The 19414-nt window shown below is 61.1% G+C and carries 20 protein-coding genes; 14 read left to right on the top strand and 6 right to left on the bottom strand.

The annotated features are described in order from the left end of the window. Window positions 1-17: 17 nt before the first annotated feature. A complete protein-coding gene (locus tag BM083_RS23240) occupies window positions 18-167 on the bottom strand; it encodes a hypothetical protein (RefSeq protein ID WP_009366652.1) in 150 nt (49 codons plus the stop codon). A gap of 104 nt (window positions 168-271) precedes the next feature. Between BM083_RS23240 and BM083_RS08360 the strand changes: the two genes are divergently transcribed. From BM083_RS08360 to BM083_RS08320, 9 genes are all read left to right on the top strand, one after another. Next, a complete protein-coding gene (locus BM083_RS08360) occupies window positions 272-1045 on the top strand; it encodes a nucleotide-binding protein (RefSeq protein WP_089868487.1) in 774 nt (257 codons plus the stop codon). Further along, window positions 1042-1584 carry a DUF8054 family protein gene (locus BM083_RS08355; protein WP_089868485.1) on the top strand — a complete coding sequence of 181 codons (543 nt, stop codon included), beginning with the start codon at window positions 1042-1044 and terminating at the stop codon, window positions 1582-1584. The genes BM083_RS08360 and BM083_RS08355 overlap by 4 nt, the downstream gene beginning before the upstream one ends. 158 nt (window positions 1585-1742) lie before the next feature. Next, window positions 1743-3104, top strand: coding sequence for a ferritin-like domain-containing protein (locus tag BM083_RS08350; protein ID WP_089868483.1), 1362 nt, complete (start codon window positions 1743-1745; stop codon window positions 3102-3104). A 9-nt stretch (window positions 3105-3113) separates the two neighbouring features. Continuing rightward, window positions 3114-3419, top strand: coding sequence for a DUF8036 family membrane protein (locus BM083_RS08345; RefSeq protein ID WP_089868481.1), 306 nt, complete (start codon window positions 3114-3116; stop codon window positions 3417-3419). Between the two features lie 210 nt (window positions 3420-3629). Next, window positions 3630-4769 (top strand): AI-2E family transporter, encoded by a 1140-nt coding sequence (locus BM083_RS08340; protein ID WP_089868479.1) that lies wholly within the window; start codon window positions 3630-3632, stop codon window positions 4767-4769. Between the two features lie 60 nt (window positions 4770-4829). Then, window positions 4830-5570: a DUF8116 family protein gene (locus BM083_RS08335; protein ID WP_089868478.1), complete on the top strand. Its 741-nt coding sequence runs from the start codon at window positions 4830-4832 to the stop codon at window positions 5568-5570. 66 nt (window positions 5571-5636) lie between these two features. Further along, window positions 5637-6614, top strand: coding sequence for a magnesium/cobalt transporter CorA (gene corA, locus BM083_RS08330; protein WP_177197584.1), 978 nt, complete (start codon window positions 5637-5639; stop codon window positions 6612-6614). 112 nt (window positions 6615-6726) lie between these two features. After that, on the top strand, window positions 6727-7350 hold the full coding sequence (locus BM083_RS08325; protein ID WP_089868474.1) for a V-type ATP synthase subunit D: 624 nt from the start codon (window positions 6727-6729) through the stop codon (window positions 7348-7350). Window positions 7351-7524: 174 nt separating this feature from the next. Further along, window positions 7525-7884 carry an SHOCT domain-containing protein gene (locus tag BM083_RS08320; RefSeq protein ID WP_089868472.1) on the top strand — a complete coding sequence of 120 codons (360 nt, stop codon included), beginning with the start codon at window positions 7525-7527 and terminating at the stop codon, window positions 7882-7884. A gap of 175 nt (window positions 7885-8059) precedes the next feature. Here the strand turns inward: BM083_RS08320 and BM083_RS08315 are convergent, their stop codons facing one another. Both BM083_RS08315 and fba read right to left on the bottom strand, forming a co-directional pair. Then, window positions 8060-9388 (bottom strand): permease, encoded by a 1329-nt coding sequence (locus BM083_RS08315; RefSeq protein ID WP_089870039.1) that lies wholly within the window; start codon window positions 9386-9388, stop codon window positions 8060-8062. Between the two features lie 308 nt (window positions 9389-9696). After that, window positions 9697-10689 carry a class II fructose-bisphosphate aldolase gene (gene fba / locus BM083_RS08310; RefSeq protein ID WP_089868470.1) on the bottom strand — a complete coding sequence of 331 codons (993 nt, stop codon included), beginning with the start codon at window positions 10687-10689 and terminating at the stop codon, window positions 9697-9699. A gap of 384 nt (window positions 10690-11073) precedes the next feature. Between fba and BM083_RS08305 the strand changes: the two genes are divergently transcribed. From BM083_RS08305 to BM083_RS08285, 5 genes are all read left to right on the top strand, one after another. Beyond that, complete coding sequence (locus BM083_RS08305; RefSeq protein WP_009374765.1) at window positions 11074-11268, top strand: cold-shock protein; 195 nt, start codon at window positions 11074-11076, stop codon at window positions 11266-11268. Between the two features lie 162 nt (window positions 11269-11430). Beyond that, on the top strand, window positions 11431-11652 hold the full coding sequence (locus BM083_RS08300; protein ID WP_089868468.1) for a hypothetical protein: 222 nt from the start codon (window positions 11431-11433) through the stop codon (window positions 11650-11652). A 160-nt stretch (window positions 11653-11812) separates the two neighbouring features. Beyond that, entirely contained in the window at window positions 11813-13624 is a 1812-nt protein-coding gene (locus tag BM083_RS08295; RefSeq protein ID WP_089870038.1) for an SLC13 family permease, read from the top strand. A gap of 230 nt (window positions 13625-13854) precedes the next feature. Further along, on the top strand, window positions 13855-14049 hold the full coding sequence (locus BM083_RS08290) for a cold-shock protein (protein WP_009374772.1): 195 nt from the start codon (window positions 13855-13857) through the stop codon (window positions 14047-14049). A gap of 210 nt (window positions 14050-14259) precedes the next feature. Beyond that, window positions 14260-17112: a bacterio-opsin activator domain-containing protein gene (locus BM083_RS08285; protein WP_089868467.1), complete on the top strand. Its 2853-nt coding sequence runs from the start codon at window positions 14260-14262 to the stop codon at window positions 17110-17112. Between the two features lie 310 nt (window positions 17113-17422). Here BM083_RS08285 and BM083_RS08280 read toward each other — a convergent pair whose 3' ends face one another. The 3 genes from BM083_RS08280 to BM083_RS08270 all read right to left on the bottom strand — a co-directional run. Further along, window positions 17423-17773, bottom strand: a complete 351-nt coding sequence (locus BM083_RS08280) for a type II toxin-antitoxin system PemK/MazF family toxin (RefSeq protein ID WP_089868465.1) — start codon at window positions 17771-17773, stop codon at window positions 17423-17425. Continuing rightward, window positions 17770-18141 carry a MarR family transcriptional regulator gene (locus BM083_RS08275; protein ID WP_089868463.1) on the bottom strand — a complete coding sequence of 124 codons (372 nt, stop codon included), beginning with the start codon at window positions 18139-18141 and terminating at the stop codon, window positions 17770-17772. The genes BM083_RS08280 and BM083_RS08275 overlap by 4 nt, the downstream gene beginning before the upstream one ends. A gap of 904 nt (window positions 18142-19045) precedes the next feature. After that, the coding region (locus BM083_RS08270) for a transposase (RefSeq protein ID WP_143085704.1) at window positions 19046-19414 on the bottom strand (369 nt) is incomplete at its 5' end.

Raw genomic sequence — 19414 nt, 5'->3', positions numbered from 1 at the left:
TGGAAAACGAGACCGAGTCAGAACGGTGGTTCGAGGTCCGGTTCGTCGTCACGGCGGAAGCCGACGGCGAACGCGACGACGACCATCACCGCGGCGGCGACGGCGGCGAGTTTGCGCGCTGGCGACGACTCGGGGGTGTCGAGTTTCGCTGAACTCTCGACGGTCATACAGACTCTACAGCCGTGGGCGAGTTAGCCCTTCGGGCAGCAGCACCGATTGTTTCGGTACTCTCACCCAAGTTTTAAACCACATTAGCCAGCAACCACGGACTATGGTGGAGGCGTTCGCAGTCGCGAGTGGCAAGGGTGGGACTGGAAAGACGACGAGTACGCTCGCGCTGGGGATGGCGCTCGCGGCCGACCACGACGTGACGGTCATCGACGCCGACACGGGGATGGCGAACCTCCTCTTTCACGCCGGTCTCGACGACGTCGAGGTGACGCTGCACGACCTGCTCGTCGAGGAGACTGGGACGAGGGTCGACGAGGCAGTGTACGACCGCTTCGGGATGTCCGTCGTTCCGTGTGGGACGAGTCTCGCCGCCTTCGAAGCCGCAGACCCCGGACGCCTCCGAGACGTCGTCGCCGACCTCGCCGCCGACACGGACGTCGTCCTCTTGGACTCGCCGGCGGCACTCGGGTCGAAGAGTGCCGTGCTTCCAGTCGTCTTGGCCGACCGGGTCGTCGTGGTCCTCCAGCCGACGATTCCCTCCCTCTCGGACGGCCTGAAGGTCCAGGAGTACGCGCAGTCCTACGGCACCGAGACGGCGGGCGTGCTGTTCAACAAAGTCCACGACGACGAGCGAATCGACCGCGTCGCCGACCAAGCCGAGCGCTACTTCGGCGGCGAGACGCTGACGACGGTGCCAGACAGCGACGTCGTCCGGGCGGCCCGCCGGGCCGGAGAGCCACTGCTCGCACACGCTCCCGACTCGGTCGCCGCGGCGTCCTACCGGGAGGCGGCCGCTGCCATCGACGTCCGCGACGGCGACGAAGACGACGTCGCGGCACGCTTCCGGAGCGCCGTCGTCCCCGAGACGCCATGAGGCTTCCCGAGGGTGACCTCGTCCGCTCGCGCGTCGTCTCCGACCCCGGAGCGGCGCTCTCGGCCGCACTCGACCGCCGACTGACTGGGTACGCGGTGTTCCGCCCGCAGGACACGCTCCTCCTCGGCGGCGACCGCCGCGCCGTGTTGACGTTCGAGGGTGGGGTCCCCGTCCTCGCGTACGACGGTGCGACGGACCGTGGCGGTGCCGAGGCACTCGGTGACTTGGCCGTCCCCGGCCCGTACAAGGTCGAACTGTACGAACTGTCGAGCGACGCGCTCAGCGACGCCCACGACACGCCCGAACTCCGTGTCTCGCCGGAGATGCCCGCCGAGGAACTCGCTGCCGACAGCGAGTTGGCGGAGCGAACCCGTGTGCTCGCTCCCGACGACCGCGAGGAGCAGTCACAGAACGACAAGAGTGCACTCGAAGCGTTCCTCGACGACGAGGAGAAGATCGCCGCGATTCGCGAACAGGCCCGCGAAGAAGCCGAACAGCGGGCCGAAGAGTGGGGATTCGACGACGCCCTCGACAGATAGCCGACGTGCAGAACTAGTAGGAAAATCAGACAGTCTGATTAAATTGGGTAAGATTTGGGTGAGTCTCCGGACAGACCTCGGAGACACCTCGGAGCCACTCAGGTCGGAGTTCGGAAATTCTTCATTAACTGATACGACTTCGCTCCAGTCGAAGCCCAATGGCTCGCAAGAACACCGACACCCACCGACCCGAACAGCACCCGACCACCCAACGCGCAGCGAGCGGTATCCGCCCCACGTCGCGACGAAAGCTATTGAGTGCGATGGCAGTCGTCGGCGGGACGGCCCTCGCTGGCTGTATGGGCGGCGACAGTGGTGGCTCGGCGACGACGACTGAGGAACCAACCGAGACGCCGACGATGACGCCGGAGATGACCGACGAACCGACCGAGACGCCGATGGCGGAGACGAACCCCGACGTCCCCATCTTGAACTACGCGCTGACGCTCGAACACCTCGAGAACGCCTTCTACCGCGACGGTCTGAAAACGTTCTCGGACGACGAACTGATGGGCGCGAACGTGCTCTCGAAGTTCGGCGAGGCGGTCCGCATGGACGTTCCCGAGTATCTGAAAGTGGTCGGCGAACACGAGGCCGCGCACGTGAAGGCGCTCACGCAGACCGTCGAGCAGTTGGGCGGAACGCCCGTCGAGGAGGCCGAGTACGACTTCGGCTACGAGACGCCGACGGAGTTCCTCGCGACGGGGATGGCACTGGAGAACACCGGCGTCGCCGCCTACGCCGGGGCCGCGCCCTCTGTAGTCGACACCGACATCCTCGCGGCCGCCGCAGGAATCCACAGTGTCGAGGCCCGCCACGCGAGTTTCCTCAACCTCGTCAACGACGAGTCACCGTTCCCGAAGGCCGTCGACGAGGCGAAGTCCGTCGAGGAGATTCTCGAAATCGCGGGGCAGTTCATCACCTCCGACGTCGATGCGGGTGCCATCACCCGCAGCGACGAGATGGAGGTGCCGAAACTCGGTCGGAAGAAGGACGACGGCACGACCGACGTCGACATCCTGAACTACGCGCTGACGCTCGAACACCTCGAGAACGCCTTCTACCGCGACGGACTGGCGGAGTTCTCCGAGGACGAACTGATGAACGCGAAGGTGCTCGCGGACTACGACGACGGCCTGAAGATGAAGGTGCCTGGCCACCTCGAGATGGTCGGCGAACACGAGGCCGCGCACGTGAAAGCGCTCACGCAGACCGTCGAGCAGTTGGGCGGAACGCCCGTCGAGGAGGCCGAGTACGACTTCGGCTACGAGACGGCGTCGGACTACCTCGGTGTCGCGAAGGCGCTGGAGAACACCGGTGTCGCCGCCTACGCCGGTGCCGCTCCCTCCGTCGCCAACGACGACATCTTCGCGGCCGCACTCGGCATCCACAGCGTCGAGGCTCGCCACGCCGCCTTCCTGAACGAACTCAACGTCGAGTCACCGTTCCCGATGGGCGTCGACGAGGCGAAGAGCATGGAAGAGGTCACGGAGATTGCCGGGCAGTTCATCGTCGAGTAGGCAGTATAGATGAACCTCTGGGTCGACGTGGCTCGACTGGCCACCGCGGTGAACGTCCTCATCTTGGCGTCGCTCGCCATCCTCTGGGGACGCAACTACGCCGCGATGCGGTCGAAACACGTCCTCGGACTGTTCGTCTTCGCGACGTTCCTGCTGGCCGAAAACGCCGCCGCGCTCTACTACTACCAACTGGACCCGACGCTCTCGGTGTGGTTCAGGACGGCCGTTCCGGCCGTCGCGTGGCAGGCGATGCTGGCACTCCACGTCCTCGAGGCCGTCGGTCTCACGTTCCTCGCGTGGGTCACGTGGGACTGAGAGGGATTGGCCTAAGTCAGTCCCTCTGACGGCGGGACACCCCGCAGTCTGACGCTTCGGCCCCTTCAGCGACTCCGGGCACGGGTTGGTTCCCCAACGACACCAGGCACTCCAAACACATCGGACGCTTTCGGAGACTCCCGGGCAACATCGAGAGCGTCCGACGAATCGGGCAGTAGCTAAAAGGAAACCGCGCGCGTCGTCCCCGCCATGGACGAGTACCTGCCGTTCGATATCGAGCGGAGACGTATCGGTTGGTGGGTCATCGCGCTGGCGCTCTTCGCGACACTCGGACTCTTTCTGTACTCGTTCGTCGGCACGTTCGTTCTCGGACTGTTCATCTACTACGGGGCACGCCCGATGCACGTCCGTCTCGAACGTCGCTTCTCGGACGGACTCGCGGCGACACTGACGATACTCTGTCTCGTCGTCCCCGTCCTCGCACTCCTCGGATACACCGGGTTCGTCGCCTTTCAAGAGTTCAGTTCGGTCGCGGGCCAGAACATGGTCCAGTTAGTCCTCAAGCGACTCCCGGGGAACTCGCAGTCGCTCGGGACGGTGCTCGAACAACCCATGCAGTTCGTCAACCAACTGGGGAACGTCTCGCAACTACAGAGCGGTCTCGACACCGTCCTCGCGACGTTCGGAACCGTCGCCACCGGACTCCTCCATCTCACACTCGCGTTGACGTTCGCGTTCTTCCTCTTTCGAGACGGCGACCGCCTCGAACAGTGGTTCAGCGCGGAAGTCGGGAGCGAACACACCGCGATTTACGCCTTCCTCTCTGCGGTCGACCAGGACCTCGAAACCGTCTACTTCGGTAACGTCCTGACCGTCCTGCTCGTCACGCTCACCTCCATCGTCGTCTACAACGGCTTCGCCTACATCGCCCCCGACCCGCTTTCGGTGCCTTTCCCCACGCTCCTCGCCGTCCTGACCGGACTGGCGACGTTCATTCCGCTCGTCGTCGGGAAAGTGGTCTATCTCCCCGTGGCGGGGTGGTTGGGACTGCAAACCGTCCGGTCGGACGCGACCGGCGTACTCTGGTTCCCCGTCGCGTTCGTCGTCGTCTCGTTCGTCGTCCTCGATTTCCTCCCGCAGGCTGTCCTGCGACCGATCATCTCGGGACAGACGCTCCACCGGGGACTCGTCCTCTTCTCGTACGTCCTCGGGACGGCGCTGTTCGGCTGGTACGGTCTCTTTTTGGGGCCACTCGCGGCTGTCTTGCTCGCGCAGTTCGCCAACATCGTCTTCGGAAACCTTCTGCGCGGCGAACCGCTGACACCCCAACCGTCGAGGGCGACGACGCTCGGGAGCGACCCGAAAACTGGGACGAACACCGACGACTGAGGCGAGCGGCGAACCGACGCGGGCGACACTGCTTCCTCCCTCCGGTCGGAACACCCACGCGTGACAGTCATCTCGCTGCTCCGACTCGACTCGCCCGCGGATTTCGCCGACTGGTACCGCGTCGGTGCCGAGTACGTCCTCACCGTCTCGGAGGGGATGGGGTTCGAGACGGGGACGTTCGAGGCGGACTTTCGAGAGGCGACGAACGCGATGCGCGACGGCGACACCGCTTTGCGACCCGAACTGGCCCGTTCCGTCGCCGCAGACCTCCTCGCCGACGCCGTCTTCTCGGACCCGTTCTGCGAGTGGATGCCGCTGTGGTACGAACTCGCACTCGCACCGTTCGTGCAGGCTGCGGACTACCGCCTCCGGCGCGTCGCCCGCGAGTACGCCACTGGACTCGACCACGTCTCGGTGCCGCGCTTCAGTCGCCCGCGAGACGTCTACGTCGACGGCCGGTCGGCGTTGGCCCACGTCGACGGCTTCGTCGACCAGTTCGTCTTCGCCGACGCACTGCTCCATCTGGAGTGGTACGACTACGTCGCCCGCGAGTCGGGTATCGACGTTCCCCGGTCGCTCGTTGAACGGACGCGTAGAGAGACAGTCGACTACTACACCGGTCGACGCGAGGGTCTCTCCGAAGACGTCCGACGGTTTCAGGAACTGCTCTTCGCCGACGACGTGTGGGTACGCGACATCGACGACGCCTACGGTCTGGACAGTGCGCTGTTCGGCGTGTGGGAGCGCATTCTCCGCGACGAACGTCGACGGTTGGCCGCGATGGCTCCGAAGTCGGAGTGAGACCGTCGTGACACTGCACAAGTAGTTAGGCGGCCTCTAGTCCGGTATGTGGAGGTTGATTCGGTGGTGATACGGGCGGTCGTATACACTGCAGACGGGCCACAGGTCGTCGAGAGCATACAGGAAGCGAGAGAGCGACCGGGAACAGCATGGATCCGCATCGAACACGCGACCGACGACGCGGTACGGCAACTCGAAACGGTGTTCGGGATTCACGGACTCTCGACGGACGACACGATGGCGAACGTCCGGGCCACCGTCCACGAGTTCGACGAGTACACGTTCATCCTCATGAAGGCCGCGCGGTTGGCGAGCGGCGAGACGTCGTTCGCCGAGGAGGTGACAGAGGGCCCCGTCGGTCTGTTCTTCGGGACGGATTGGGTCGTGAGCCTCTCGCCGGGGCGAGTCGACTCCATCGACGAGATGTGGGAGACGGCCCTCCACCCCAAACAGAACCTACTCGACAGGGGTGCAGACTTCGTCGTCTACCGAATCATCGACGGACTGGTCGACGACTACTTCGAGATTCTCGACCAGATAGAGGTCCAGATAGAGCGCATCGAGGACGCAGTCATCACGACGCTCGACACGTCGGTCTTAGCGGACATCAACAACGTCCGACGCGAACTGCTCAGCATCCGAAAGTTGCTGATTCCCGGCCGAGAGGCCGCCAGTTCACTCGCTCGTGGGGACTCTCCCAACGTCCGACCGGAGTCGGAGAAGTACTTTAGAGACGTCTACGAGAACCTGATTCAACTCGTCGAGTTGACCGAGACGTATCGTGAACTAGCGACCGGTGCACGCGACATCTACCTGAACGCGCTGTCGATGTCGACGAACGAAGTGATGAAGCGACTGACCGCCGTCGCGACGATTCTCCTGCCGCTCACAGTCATCACCGGACTCTACGGGATGAACTTCAGGGGGAGTCCGTACAACATGCCCGAACTCACGTGGGTCTACGGCTATCCCGCAGTCTTGCTGGCCATGGCGCTCGTCGCGTTCACGTCTGGCGTGTACTTCTCCCGTCAGGGGTGGCTATGACCCTCGCTACTGCCCGACTCACTCTCTCCGGAGAGAGTGTCGAAACCACCAGAGCGTAGGGTTGAGACTATCGTGTTCGGTGGCCAACGTATCACCACGTCTTCGCACCGACATGACGACGTACCCGATACCGACCCAACACGAACGGCTCCGTCTCGAAGCGGAACTCCGCGTGGCCCAGAAGGGACAGCACGTCCTCGAACTGAAGCGGGATGCACTCATCTTCGACTTGCTAGACCTTTTGGGCCGATACGAGACACACTACGCGGACGTGTCGGAATCGTTTGCGAACGCCGTCACCACTCGCACGCGTGCACTGGAACGTGAAGGCGGAATCGCGCTTCGGACCGCTGCGTGGACACGGACGACGACGCCGGAGGTGTGCTTCGCCGAACTTCGCATTCACGGCGTCGAAGTCCCGATGATTCTGAGTCGAGCTATCGAGACACCGCTTGACTATCGGGGCTACGGCGTCTTGGGCACGAGTGCGGCCATCGACGAGGTAGCCGAGACACACGAACGACTGCTCGAACGAGTCGTCCCGTTGGCAGAGATGGAAGGCGCATTGAAACAACTCGTCGACGAGATTTGGCTGACGAACCTCCGCGTGAACACGATTCGACATCGACTCGTGCCCGAACTCGACGCCCAGATTCGGTACGTAGAGGCGCATCTCGCCGAACGCGACCACGAGGAGCGTCTCCGGCAGTTCTTCTTCAAGCGACACGCGGAGTAAACGTGAGAGTACGGTGTGCTTTCGGTTCTACGGTGGCGGCAGCGGAGAGCTTCGTCTTCGGAGGTTCCAGCCGCTGAGACGCTCGTATTCGGAAGGAAAATGGGGTTAACCGAGCCGAGCGTATCTCTACCTGAGGAGGCGTCTCGGTTCGACGCTTCCGGAAGGTGAGTAACCATGGCAACCACGACAACTACGAATCGCCTCGTCGTCCTCGCGTTGGTCGCACTCGGCGTACTCGTCGTTCTCCCCACACTGTTCATGGGTGGTGGGATGATGGGGTACCGCGGCCCGATGATGGGCTGGATGTACGGCACGAACGCACCGGGATGGCTGTTCGCCGTCGGCCTCGTCAGCCAACTGCTGTTGGTCGCCCTCGTCGTCGGCGTCGGCTACCTCGCGTACCAGACGCTGACGGGTGGCGGGGCCAGTACGGACCCCGCGATGGACGAACTCCGCGCGGCGTTCGCCCGTGGCGACATCAACGAGGAGGAGTTCGACCGACGTGAGACCCGTCTCCAGCGTGACGAGCGCTGAAGACAGAGAACGAACCACCCACTGTCGCGAGTACCGTTGTGAGGACGTCCCACACCTCCGTTCTGTCGACAGCTATCGAGTTGCTCGAACCACAGTGGGTAGACTGCGCGAAGCAACGAGGGTGGACCCCAGCGAACGGCGGGAGACCACCTCGACGAGCGCCGGCGAACGATGCTCAGTCGGCCGAGTGCGCCATCTCGTCTCCGCCAGCGGACCCGATTGACTCGGTCCGGTGAAGCCAGAAGAGGACGAGGAAGAACGCCGTCGCCAACACGTTCAACACGAGTTTGTAGTTCATCTCGATTTGGAGTTCGGCCACCTGTGCCGTCGACGGGTCCGGAATCAACCCGAGTCCGTAGAACAGGAAGTGAACAGCGACGCCGACGACGACGCTCGCGACGAAGATCATCACCGAGAGCAGTGCTGCGAACGTCGTTCCGTAGTACTCGCGATAGGCGTCCATAATCGGCGGGACGATGAGGTCGGCGTAGATGTAGGAGAGGACCGACCCGAACGGGAGGCCCTTCGTCCAGAGAACGGTGCCGAACGGCACGTTACCGACCGAGCAGACGAAAGTCGCGATGCCGACGAGTGCCCCGAGGATAGCCGTCCAGACGACGAACACGGGTGCACCCGAACTGCCGTTCGAGAAGAGACTCGTCCACACGCTCTGGGGGATGAACCCTGCGATGAGTCCGGCGAAGACGAAGCCGATAGCGATTTCGTCCCACAGCATCCCCCACTCTTTCCACTGTTTGTCTGCGAGCGCTTTCCACCCGGAGAGCGACGTCGCCTGCTCTCGGACGGTCGTGTTCGCCTCTTCGGGGTCGAAGCTCTCCTTACAGGACTCCGAACAGAAGTAGTAGGTCGTCCCGTCGTGGTTGACGCTGTAGTCGGTCTCCTCGGGGTTGACCTCCATCCCACAGACGGGGTCTCGGGCGGTCGGTTCGCCGTCTTCGAGCGCGTTCTGTCGCGCCTCTTCGACAATCTCGTCGGGAACGACGAAGACGAACGCGACTGCCATGAGGCCGATGAGGAGCAGACCGCCGACGAAGTCGGCGAGCAAGAACTGCCACCCGAGAAGAATCCAGATGACCGCGCCGATTTCGATGACGAGGTTCGTCGACGCGAACATGAACGCACCGAGTGCGGCGGCGGCGGACGCACCCTTCTTGAACAGGTTCTTCGACGTCGCGATGGCACTGTAGGAACACGACGAGGAGACGAATCCGAAGAACGTCCCCGCGCCGATTGCTTTCGCGCCATTGCCCTCCATCAGGTCGGCGATGTCGTCGGAGTTGACCCACGCTTCCACGCCGCCCGCGATGGCGAATCCGACGACGAGCGCCCACCACGTAATCCACGCCATCGTCACCGTCGTCGTCGCCGCCGTCGTCACACTCTCGACGAAGAACCTCCCGAGCGGTTGGTTCGTCGTCAGGACGCCAACCCCGACGACGGTCAGTGCGATTCCAGTCAGGAGCGCGTATTCCCAGCGGTCCATGAGTGTTGACCCGTCGTAGACTACGGACGGCATCTCTAATGCGGTTGTGGCTTTGGAAGCGGAGTTGTGAACGCCCTTCAAACAAGATTCCAAATCGAACTGGCCCATCGCTTGTAGAAGACGAAACTCACCACCGCCTCGAACTCCGCTCTGTCGAGTCAGGTGGGAGCGAGTCGACGGGAACAGCGGTCAAAACGTCGTTGGTGCATCCGCTGTGATCCCAACCATCGGAGCGAAGTCGGCCATCGGTCGGTGTCGAGCCACGGAGACACGAGCGAACACGAGTCCGTCGTCCGGACGCAGACCGACTAGATGTATCGACTGCGGCCGGCGCTCCCGGCGCTCTCTGCGAGGTCCGCGTAGACGTCGGCGATTCGGTCGCGAATCCGTTGCCCGGTGACGCGTGGGTCGAAGGTGTCTTTGTTCGGTGCCCACTCGACGTCGTTGAAGAACGTCTCACGGTCGTCGTCGACGCTGTCCGGTGGGACGATGTCGTCGGTGCGTTCGCGGTAGAAGTCGAAGGCGGTTCGGGTGTACTCGTACTGGTAGTGTGTGTCTTTGTTCACCTTGCAGACGCCCCGTCGCAACATCGACTGGAGTTGGTCGGGTTGGACGCCCGACGACCCGTGGAGGACGAGCGGAACGTCGAGTCCGTGGTCGTGGAGCGCCGTTCGGATGTCCGCGGCCAAGTCGGGACGAAGTTCCAGATTCTTCCCTTTCGCGACGCCGTGTTGCGTTCCGACGGAGATGGCCAAGAGGTCACACCCCGTCCGGTCGACGAACTCGACGGCCTGCTCGGGGTCCGTGTAGAACGCTTCGTCGGCGACGATTTCGTCTTCGACACCTTTGATCTTGCCCAGTTCGGCCTCGACGAGGATATCCGCGCCACGCTCTTCGACCATCTCGACGACGCGGCGACTCCGTTCGACGTTCTCCTCGAACGGTTCGTGCGAGGCGTCGATCATAATCGAGGAGGGAATATCTAACTCGACTTGTTGTTGGATGCGGTCGAGGTCCGTCTGATGGTCCATGTTGAGAAAGACGCCGACGTCGTACTGTGCGGCGATGAGGTCGATGTACGTCCCCATCGCTTTCAGCCCCGCTATCGGGTCGCCGTTGCCAGCGAACGTACACGCACCGTTGCTGAGTTGCAAGAGGAGGTCGGAGTCGACGCGCGCCGCCCCCTCCATCAAACCCATCATCGTGTTGGGTTCGGCGATGTTACTCGCAATCAGGCCGAACCCGTCGCCGAGGGCGTCTTCGTACACTGCCGCCAGTTCGTTACCGCCGTAAAATGTCACACTACTCCACCGACTACTGTGTCGAGTGTGGGGAGCATAAAGTCACAGTACGGGTTCGCGTCTCGTGTAGTGACGTGGAACTGTTCGGCGAGTTTCGGCGGTTTGTCCGGCGAGGCATCTGTCAGTCCGTGTAGCCGACGGCGTCGAGAGTGTCGATTCGAGTAAACCGACCGGCCGCGTCGTGACCGACTTGCGGTCAGAACTGCCGATACCACGGAAGTACGGGGTCGTTGTTCCGAACCGAGCACGGTCTCCGTCCAGAACCGACGTGATAGACAAATGACCACCGAGTACCCATCTACAAAGGCTTTTGTCAACTAATCCGGGGCATTTCCGGACAGATTCAGAACCCTTAACCGTGTGGTCAGTCTGTATCTATCTGTAATGGCAAACGGTAAAGTTGATTTCTTCAACGACACAGGCGGCTACGGTTTCATCTCGACGGACGACGCAGACGACGACGTGTTCTTCCACATGGAAGACGTTGGCGGCGAGGACCTCACCGAGGGAACCGAGATCGAGTTCGACATCGAACAGGCTCCCAAGGGCCCGCGCGCGACGAACGTCGTTCGCAACTAATAGCGTTATTTCGTCGCCACACGGCGACGTAGCGTACTTGCGTTTTCTTCGGTCAGATAGTCGTTGAGACGCATCAGTGCTCGACAGCCCAGACGAAGTAGACGAACAGAGAGCCGTCTCTGACGTGTGCTGTGTTATCCCGGTGGAGACCGAATCAACCGTATGCGACGACACGTAGCGACCTTCGAAATCGACTCGCAGACGGATTCGGACGCCGTGAGACGGCTCTTAGACCGGGTGTACGACACCATACGAGAAGAGTCACAACAGGTCCGAGATGGAACAGACGACGCGAACCGAGTGCTCGACGAGTTCCGAGCCCTCCGAGATGCGGCGGCGCATTCTGCTTCGGGAACGTTGACGATAACGTACGAAGAGGACTGAGTAGATAGGGAGGCGCTTGTGTTCGTCCGGTGTCACTCAGTAGACGACTGGGGCCCAGATACCAGCGCTTTTCACTCGTTGGGGCTATCCTTCGGGTATGTCTTTCTTCGTGCCCACCCTGACAGTACAGGGTGTGGCATCGACGTCGGTAACAGTGGACATGCTCGTCGTCTTCGCGCTCATTCTCCTCGCACTCGTCTTGTTTGCGACCGAGTGGCTCCCCATCGACGTCACTGCAATCCTGGTGATGGTTCTCCTGATGGTACTCGAACCGTGGACCCAGATCACCCCTCGTGAGGGAATCTCGGGGTTCGCCAGTCCTGCGACGATAACCGTCCTCGCCATGCTCATCCTGAGTACGGGCATCAATCGAACCGGAATCGTCCAGAAACTCGGGAAGAAGATGGCCGCGTTCGCGGGGACCGACCGCCGGAAACAGCTTGCGGCGACCATCGGCATCACCGGCCCTATCTCGGGCGTCATCAACAACACGCCGGTCGTCGCGATTCTCGTCCCCGTGATTGCTGACCTCGCCCACGAGGGGAAGACGTCGCCGTCGAAACTGCTGATGCCGCTCTCGTTCGCGTCGATGTTCGGCGGGATGCTCACGCTCATCGGCACGTCCACGAACATCCTCGCCAGCGACATCTCCGCCCAACTCGGCGAAGAGTCGCCCGAACTCGGGTTGCACGCGTTCGGGATGTTCGAGTTCACCCAACTCGGTGTCATCGTCTTCGTGGTCGGTGCGCTCTACCTCATGACTGTAGGCGTGCGCCTGCTCCCCGAACGCGTCCCCGTCGAGGACGACTTGGTCGAAGAGTACGCCCTGCAGGAGTATCTCGCCGACGTCGTCGTCCCGGCGAGTTCGTCGCTCATCGGCCAGACGGTCGGCGAGGCGTTAGGAGACGACACCCTCGACATCGACGTGTTACAGCTGATTCGGTACGGTGAGCGCTTCTCCGAACCGCTTGCACGGAAAGAGATTCACGAGAACGATACGCTCCGGGTACGGACGAACCGACAGACGCTCGAACAGATCATGGACGCCGAGGGACTCACCTTCCTCGGCGGGCCTCAGTCGGAAACTGACCTCCATCCGGACGAGGAAGAACCGGTACTCGTCGAAGTCGTCATCCCGTCGGGGTCCTTTCTCGTCGGCGAGACGCTCGCCAGTTCGACGTTCCGTCAGCGCTACGACGCGAACGTTCTCGCCTTCCGGACCCGTGGCGAAGTCGTCCGAGACAGGTTCGAAGACATCCGGATTCGCGTCGGTGACACGGTGCTCGTTCAGGCACCACCAGACAGTCTCACTCGCCTCGTACAGAACGAGGACTTCATCGTCGCCCACGAGTTCGACGACGTGGACTACCGGACCGAGAAGATTCCGTTCGCCGTCGCAATCATCGCCGGCGTCATCGCACTTCCGGCACTGAACATCTATCCTATCGTCGTCTCCTCACTCGCCGGTGTGGTGGCGATGATTGGGACCGGCGTCCTCAAACCGAACGAACTCTACAAATCTGTCGAGTGGAACGTTATCTTCCTCCTCGCAGGAGTCATCCCACTCGGGACGGCGCTCCAAGAGACCGGGGCCGCGTCGCTCCTCGGAGACGCCGTCGCCGCCACGTCGACGGTCCTCCCAGCCATCGGCGTGCTGTGGGTCTTCTACATGGCGACTGGTCTCTTGACAAGCGTCATCAGCAACAACGCGAGCGTCGTGTTGATGATTCCCGTCGCGGCGAGTGCCGCACAGTCCATCGGCGCGAACGCGTTCGCGTTCGTCTTAGCCGTGACCTTCGCCGCCTCGACGGCGTTCATGACGCCCGTCGGCTACCAGACGAACCTCTTCGTCTACGGGCCGGGTGGGTACACGTTCTCGGACTTCCTCCGCGTCGGCGCACCGCTGCAGTTGTTGCTCTCGGTCGTCACCGTCCTCGGAATCGCGTTCTTCTGGGGCGTCCGTGTGCCGTGATTTCGATACGGACAGAGAGGCGTGTTCACGAGTTACACGAAGGATGAACTGCCGATACCACGGAAGTACGGAGTCGTTGTTTCGAACTAGGCACCAAAGTCGAACAGAACCAAAGAAATAGACAAATAAGCACTCATAAGTCGTTTGTGACCTCATTTGTAAACTAAAATATGGAATTCGCGGACGAATACAGAACCCTTAACCGTGCCGTCGGTCTGTGTATAGTTGCAATGGCAAACGGTAAGGTTGATTTCTTCAACGACACAGGCGGCTACGGTTTCATCTCGACTGACGACGCAGACGACGACGTGTTCTTCCACATGGAAGACGTTGGCGGCGAGGACCTCACCGAGGGGACCGAGGTCGAATTCGACATCGAACAGGCCCCGAAGGGCCCGCGCGCGACGAACGTCGTCCGTCAGTAACTAGCAGTTCTTTCGTCGCCACACGGCGACGCATCACTACTTTCGTTTTCTTCGATACCCTTCGACCACGAGAGACGTCGCTGCGAGGTGACTGGCCGGGAGTGGTGAGTTCTCGTCCGACGTCGATTCGACCGTCTATCTCGACGACGAGACACGGAAACGACTGTACCCGTCTCGAAGACTTATATGTCTCCGTAGGTGTGTGGTGATATGGCCGACGAACAGGAGTTACGGGACCACTCAGGCTCTGTCGAGGGGAGTCGAGCGGACAACGAACACACCTTGGTTCGAGTCCTGTTCGTCACCGACGAAGCGAGCGAACAGGAGATTCCGTCGGCACTCGGGGCGTCGGACCGACTCGACGTCTACACAGTCGGTTCCGACGAGGTACTCGACCGTCTCGGCGAACTCGACGTCGACTGTCTCGTCAGCGAGTATCGACTCTCAGAGGGCGACGGGTTGGGCGTGCTCGCCGACGTCAGTCGCGAGTATCCAGGACTGCCGTTCGTCCTCGTGACCGACGAGATACGAGAGGGACTCGCGGACGAAGCACTCTCGGCGGGTGCTGCAGACGTCGTTCACCTCTCACACAGCGACGAGACGGCACTTCTCGTCCATCGAATCCGCTCGGTCGTCGACGGTCAGGAAAGTGGTCGACACGAGAAACTCCACCGCATCTATCACGCACTAGAGACGACACAGGAAGGTATCGCACTGCTCGACGAGGACGGTACGTTCGAGTACGTCAACCAAGCGTACGCCGACCTCTACGCGTACGACCCAGAGGAGATGCTCGGACTACACTGGCGAGCGATCTATCCAGACGACGAAGTCGACCGCGTCGCCGACGAGATTCTGCCGTCCGTCGACGAAGGCGGTTACTGGTCGGGTGAGACCACCGGCTTACGCGCAGACGGGACGACGTTCGACGAACAGCACTCGCTGTCGAAGACGGCAGACGACGGGCTCATCTGCACGGTCAGAGACGTTACAGAACAGAAGCGGCAACGAGAGTTGGTCGACTACTACCGGTCGGTCGTCGAAGACGTCTTCGGCGAGTCCGACGTCGGGGTCTTCATCGTCGACTCGTCGGGCAGAGTCGCGTGGACCAACCGGACGACGGAACGGTACTTCGGACTCGAAGAGACGCCGGTCGAGGGCCGTAGTATGGACGAACTGGTCGACGAATCACTCAAACCGCAGGTCGCCGACCCGGCGGCGTTCGCCGAAGGCGTCGCCGCCGCGAGCGAGGACGACACGTCGGCCGACGACGAGTTCGAAGTTCGCGTCCTCCCGAAATCGGGCCGTGCCGAACGCTTTCTCGAACACCGGAGTCAGCCGATTCAGTCCGGCGAGTACGCTGGCGGTCGACTCGAACTCTACTACGACGTCAGCGAACGCAAACAGCGAGAGCAGGCGCTCCGGGAGACCGAAGAACGACTCGAAGCCGCGATGACCGTCGGGTCGGTCGGAACGTGGGTGTGGGACGTCACCGAGAACGACGTAGTGGGGGACGCCGCGCTGGCGGACCTCTTCGGCATCGAACCGGAGTTGGCTCAAGAAGGAATCTCCCTCGAGACGTTTCTGCAGTCCATCCACGAAGACGACCGTGACCGGACAGCGACTGCCATCCAACGGGCACTCGACACCGGTAACGAGTTCGAGACGGAGTACCGCGTCTACAATAGCGAAGGAGCGATTCGGTGGGTACTCGCCCGAGGCGAAGTCGAGTACGACGACGGTGAGCCGGTTCGGTTCTCGGGAGCGCTCACCGACATCACGGAGCGCAAGCGGACCGAAGGACAACTCGAAGAGACGGCTGCACGACTCGAACGGTCGAACGAGCGCCTGCGAACGCTGAACGACCTCAGCACTCTCGTCCAAGACATCACACAGACGTTGATAGCGCGGGGCGACCGCGAGGGAATCGAACGAGCAGTCTGTGAGGCACTCGTCGGGTCCGACCTCTACACCGCCGCCTCTATCGGCGAAGTCGCTCCCGAAGACGGGACGGGGACACTGCGAGCGAGCGTCACCAAGCACGGAACGTTCGAAGACTCTCACACCGTAACGGCACTCGAATCGGAAGCGGCGATGCGAGCGATTCGAACGGGTGCGGTACAGGTCGTTCGAGAAATCGACGAGAGCGACGAGAGCGACGAGTCGGCCGCGTGGCTGACACAAGCCCGAGACCACGGCGACCGGTCGGCGGTGATGGTTCCGATCGGGTACGAAGAGACATCGTACGGTGTGTTGACCCTCTATACGACACGGACGAACCCCTGTCACACCCAGGAACGAACCGTCGTCAGACGACTCGGCGAGGTCATCGGACACGCGATAAACGGCGTCGAGACGAAACAGCGACTCTTCGCAGACACCGTCGTCGAACTGGAGTTCTCGAGCGCCGACCCGACGTTCTTCTTCAACACCGTATCGGCGGAGCTCGACTGTACTGTCCGTCTCAACGATACCGTTCGTAATCGGGACGGCGACTTCGTCTACTACGTCACAGTCGAAACCGGCGCTGTAGACGACGTACGCGCGGTGTTCGACCGGATGGACGCCGTGAACGGAGCACGTCTCGTCTCGGAAGACTCGGACGACGAGTGCGTGTTCGAGATCAGCATCACCGGGAAGTCCATCGGTCGGACGCTGGCCGAACAGGATGCCAAGATCACGACCGCCGTGTCCGAACAGGGGACGACACGACTCACAACCACCATCGGACCACAGTCGGACGTCCGCACCGTCGTCGACGCAATCAACGCCCGTTACGCCAACACTGAGTTCACCGCCCGGCGCGAAACCACTCGTTCCGACCCCGAGGTAAGAAACGTCTTCGACGAGAACCTCACCGACAAGCAACGCTCGGCCGTACAGGCCGCGTATCACTCGGGGTTCTACTCGTGGCCTCGTGAGAGTACGGGCGAGGACGTCGCGGAGTCACTGGGTATCTCGGCACCGACCTACCATCAGCATCTCCGAGCAGCCCACAGAGCCATCCTCTCGGAGTTGGTCGAAGGAGACGACGAAGAGCGTCCCGACGACGAAACCGAGTAAGTCGCTGCTGCCACTGTTCGTGTCACCGAATCCACTGGTCGTGTCGTTCGAGACACCCACATGGGTCTCGCGGATTCGAACCGATAGCGGTACAGCATTCGCTACACACGTTGTTCACAGCAGAATTCATGGGCCCTATCGGATTTGAACCAATGACCACTCGGTTATGAGGCCAGTCGTGCTTGCGATTGCTCGGTGACAGCCGACCCATGCTCACGGCTACCTAAGTACATTCAACCCGGTGTTTTCGTATAAAGATTGCTTCGCAAGGTATGCTGCCGAGTGGTTCTCGGGTCTTCGCGACGGGCCGTCAACCGAGGTAGTCGACGAGTGACTGAACCGCGTCGGCGACGAATTCGTCGTCGAGTGTTCCCTGCCAGTAGTCGATGTCTCCACTCCCAATCGACTGGACTCCCCACGGGACGACGCGACTGTCGTCTGGAGTTCCGCCACGAATCCAGCTTGCCTCCGGAATCTCGATGACGTCGTCGTGCCACGTCTTCGTCGTCAACGTCAGTGCGATGTACTGGTCACCGTAGAACGGCTGTCCTTCGTGATTCGAGACGATGAGCCATGGGCGGGCGGCTTCTGCACCTTTGAATGGGTCTTCGCCGTAGACGACGTCGCCGGGTTCGTAAATCGGAGATTCTTCGTCCGTCACTCCGCGTCCTCCAGACTCGGATGTGGCTCTTCGGGGGCGTGTTCCTTCCAGTCGTCTTTGCTCTCGCGACCGAGTTGCTCGTTGAAGAGTGCCGTCGCCCGTTCGTAGCCACTGTACGACTGGAGCCTGTCGTTGTCGGTCGTCACGGCCCAGTACGTTGCCTTGTGTTCGACGAGCCCGCGACTCTTGAGTCGGGTCAGTGCAGTACTCACTGCGCCCTCGTCGAGTTCTGTTTGGGCTGCAATTTCGCGTGCTTCGAACGCGCGGTCCTCGTGTGCGACGAGAAACCCGAGAACTTGGTCCGGGACGGAGATCTCTGTGAGTTCGTCCTCGCTCGTGTTCTCGAAGGTTTCTCGGTCGATGGACATTGTTGAGCGAGAGTAGTGTAGCCACCGGTAAGAGTGTAACTAGTGAAAAGGCTGTAAATTCGATTCAAATCGCTCGTCAATCCTCGTGGACTCTGTCGTAATATCCATTAACAGACAAGAACTGCATGCTGAATACAGAGGCTGTATGCATCATATGATGCCCTCAATGGTTGCTCCAGTTCCTACAACGAGCAATAGAATGCTGACTCCGAAGAGCAAACTAAAATCGCCAGACGCAATGAGGAGAAAAATGGCGATGAGCGTAATCTGCAATCCTGCGGCAACCACTCGTGGTTCAAATTCGTTAGCAGCCACGTGTTATTCTCATAATATCAAACAATGAATCTACTGAGAGACTTGCGCGCTAAGTTCAGCACGGCCACAGAGACCTCCCCGGAGACTGTCAGAAGCGGCGTGCTGAATATAGAGGGTGTATCTTGCAGCCAATGAGTTAATTGCTACCGCAAATATGTATCAATCATGGCAGAGAATAAACACTCCCTGCTCCCTCGTCGTTCCTCACTAATTTGTTTCATTCCTGTGACTTTGCTCATCCTTCTCGTTTCGTTCTTCATGAATACGTCCTATTATCCAAATCTTGGATATCAGTTGATTTTCGGCTCCTTCGCGGTAGGTGTTGTATCCGTTTTGCTGTCACCGATACCGTACATACTTCGAGAGAACTCGAATTTGAGCACTTCTCTGTTCTTCCTCGGTAGTTCGCTTACTGCAGGAGCCGTGCTACTCTACCTTGTCTTCGGCTGTGTTTTCGGATGCCCTGGGTGAAGCACTCTTGACCGACTTGCGCCCTGAGTTCAGCACGCCCGCAAAATCCTATCCAGATGCTGTCAGAAGCGGCGTGCTGAATATAGGGCTCTGTAGCTTCGGTACACGGCGGTGGATTTCACGGATTTCTCACGCTCCGACGAAGGTTGTAGACGGTAGCTTTGAGAATAATTTCGCGGAACTCTAGCCACCAGCTTCGCGCACGCACGGCGCTGCCGAGCGTGCGCTTGATTGATGAGAAGACGGTTTCAGCCATCGAACGCTGGTGATACCGATCACTATCCATGCGGGCGTTATGGGCGTGATCGAGCGCCCAGTAGATGCGATGCTTAATCAATGGTCGAATTCCCTGCGCTCGGAGTTCGTCTCGGAAGGCTTTGTCGTCGTAGCCACGGTCTGCGGCGACTGAGAGCAGGTCACCCGCGTTTCGGCGGGTGACCTGCGGCCCGATTCGGAAATCGGACCTCATACTGGTCGTGAGGTGGAT

Source organism: Halogranum rubrum (genome assembly GCF_900114455.1).
GTDB classification, from domain to species: Archaea; Halobacteriota; Halobacteria; order Halobacteriales; family Haloferacaceae; genus Halogranum; species Halogranum rubrum.
This window is presented reverse-complemented; position numbering and strand designations above follow the sequence as displayed.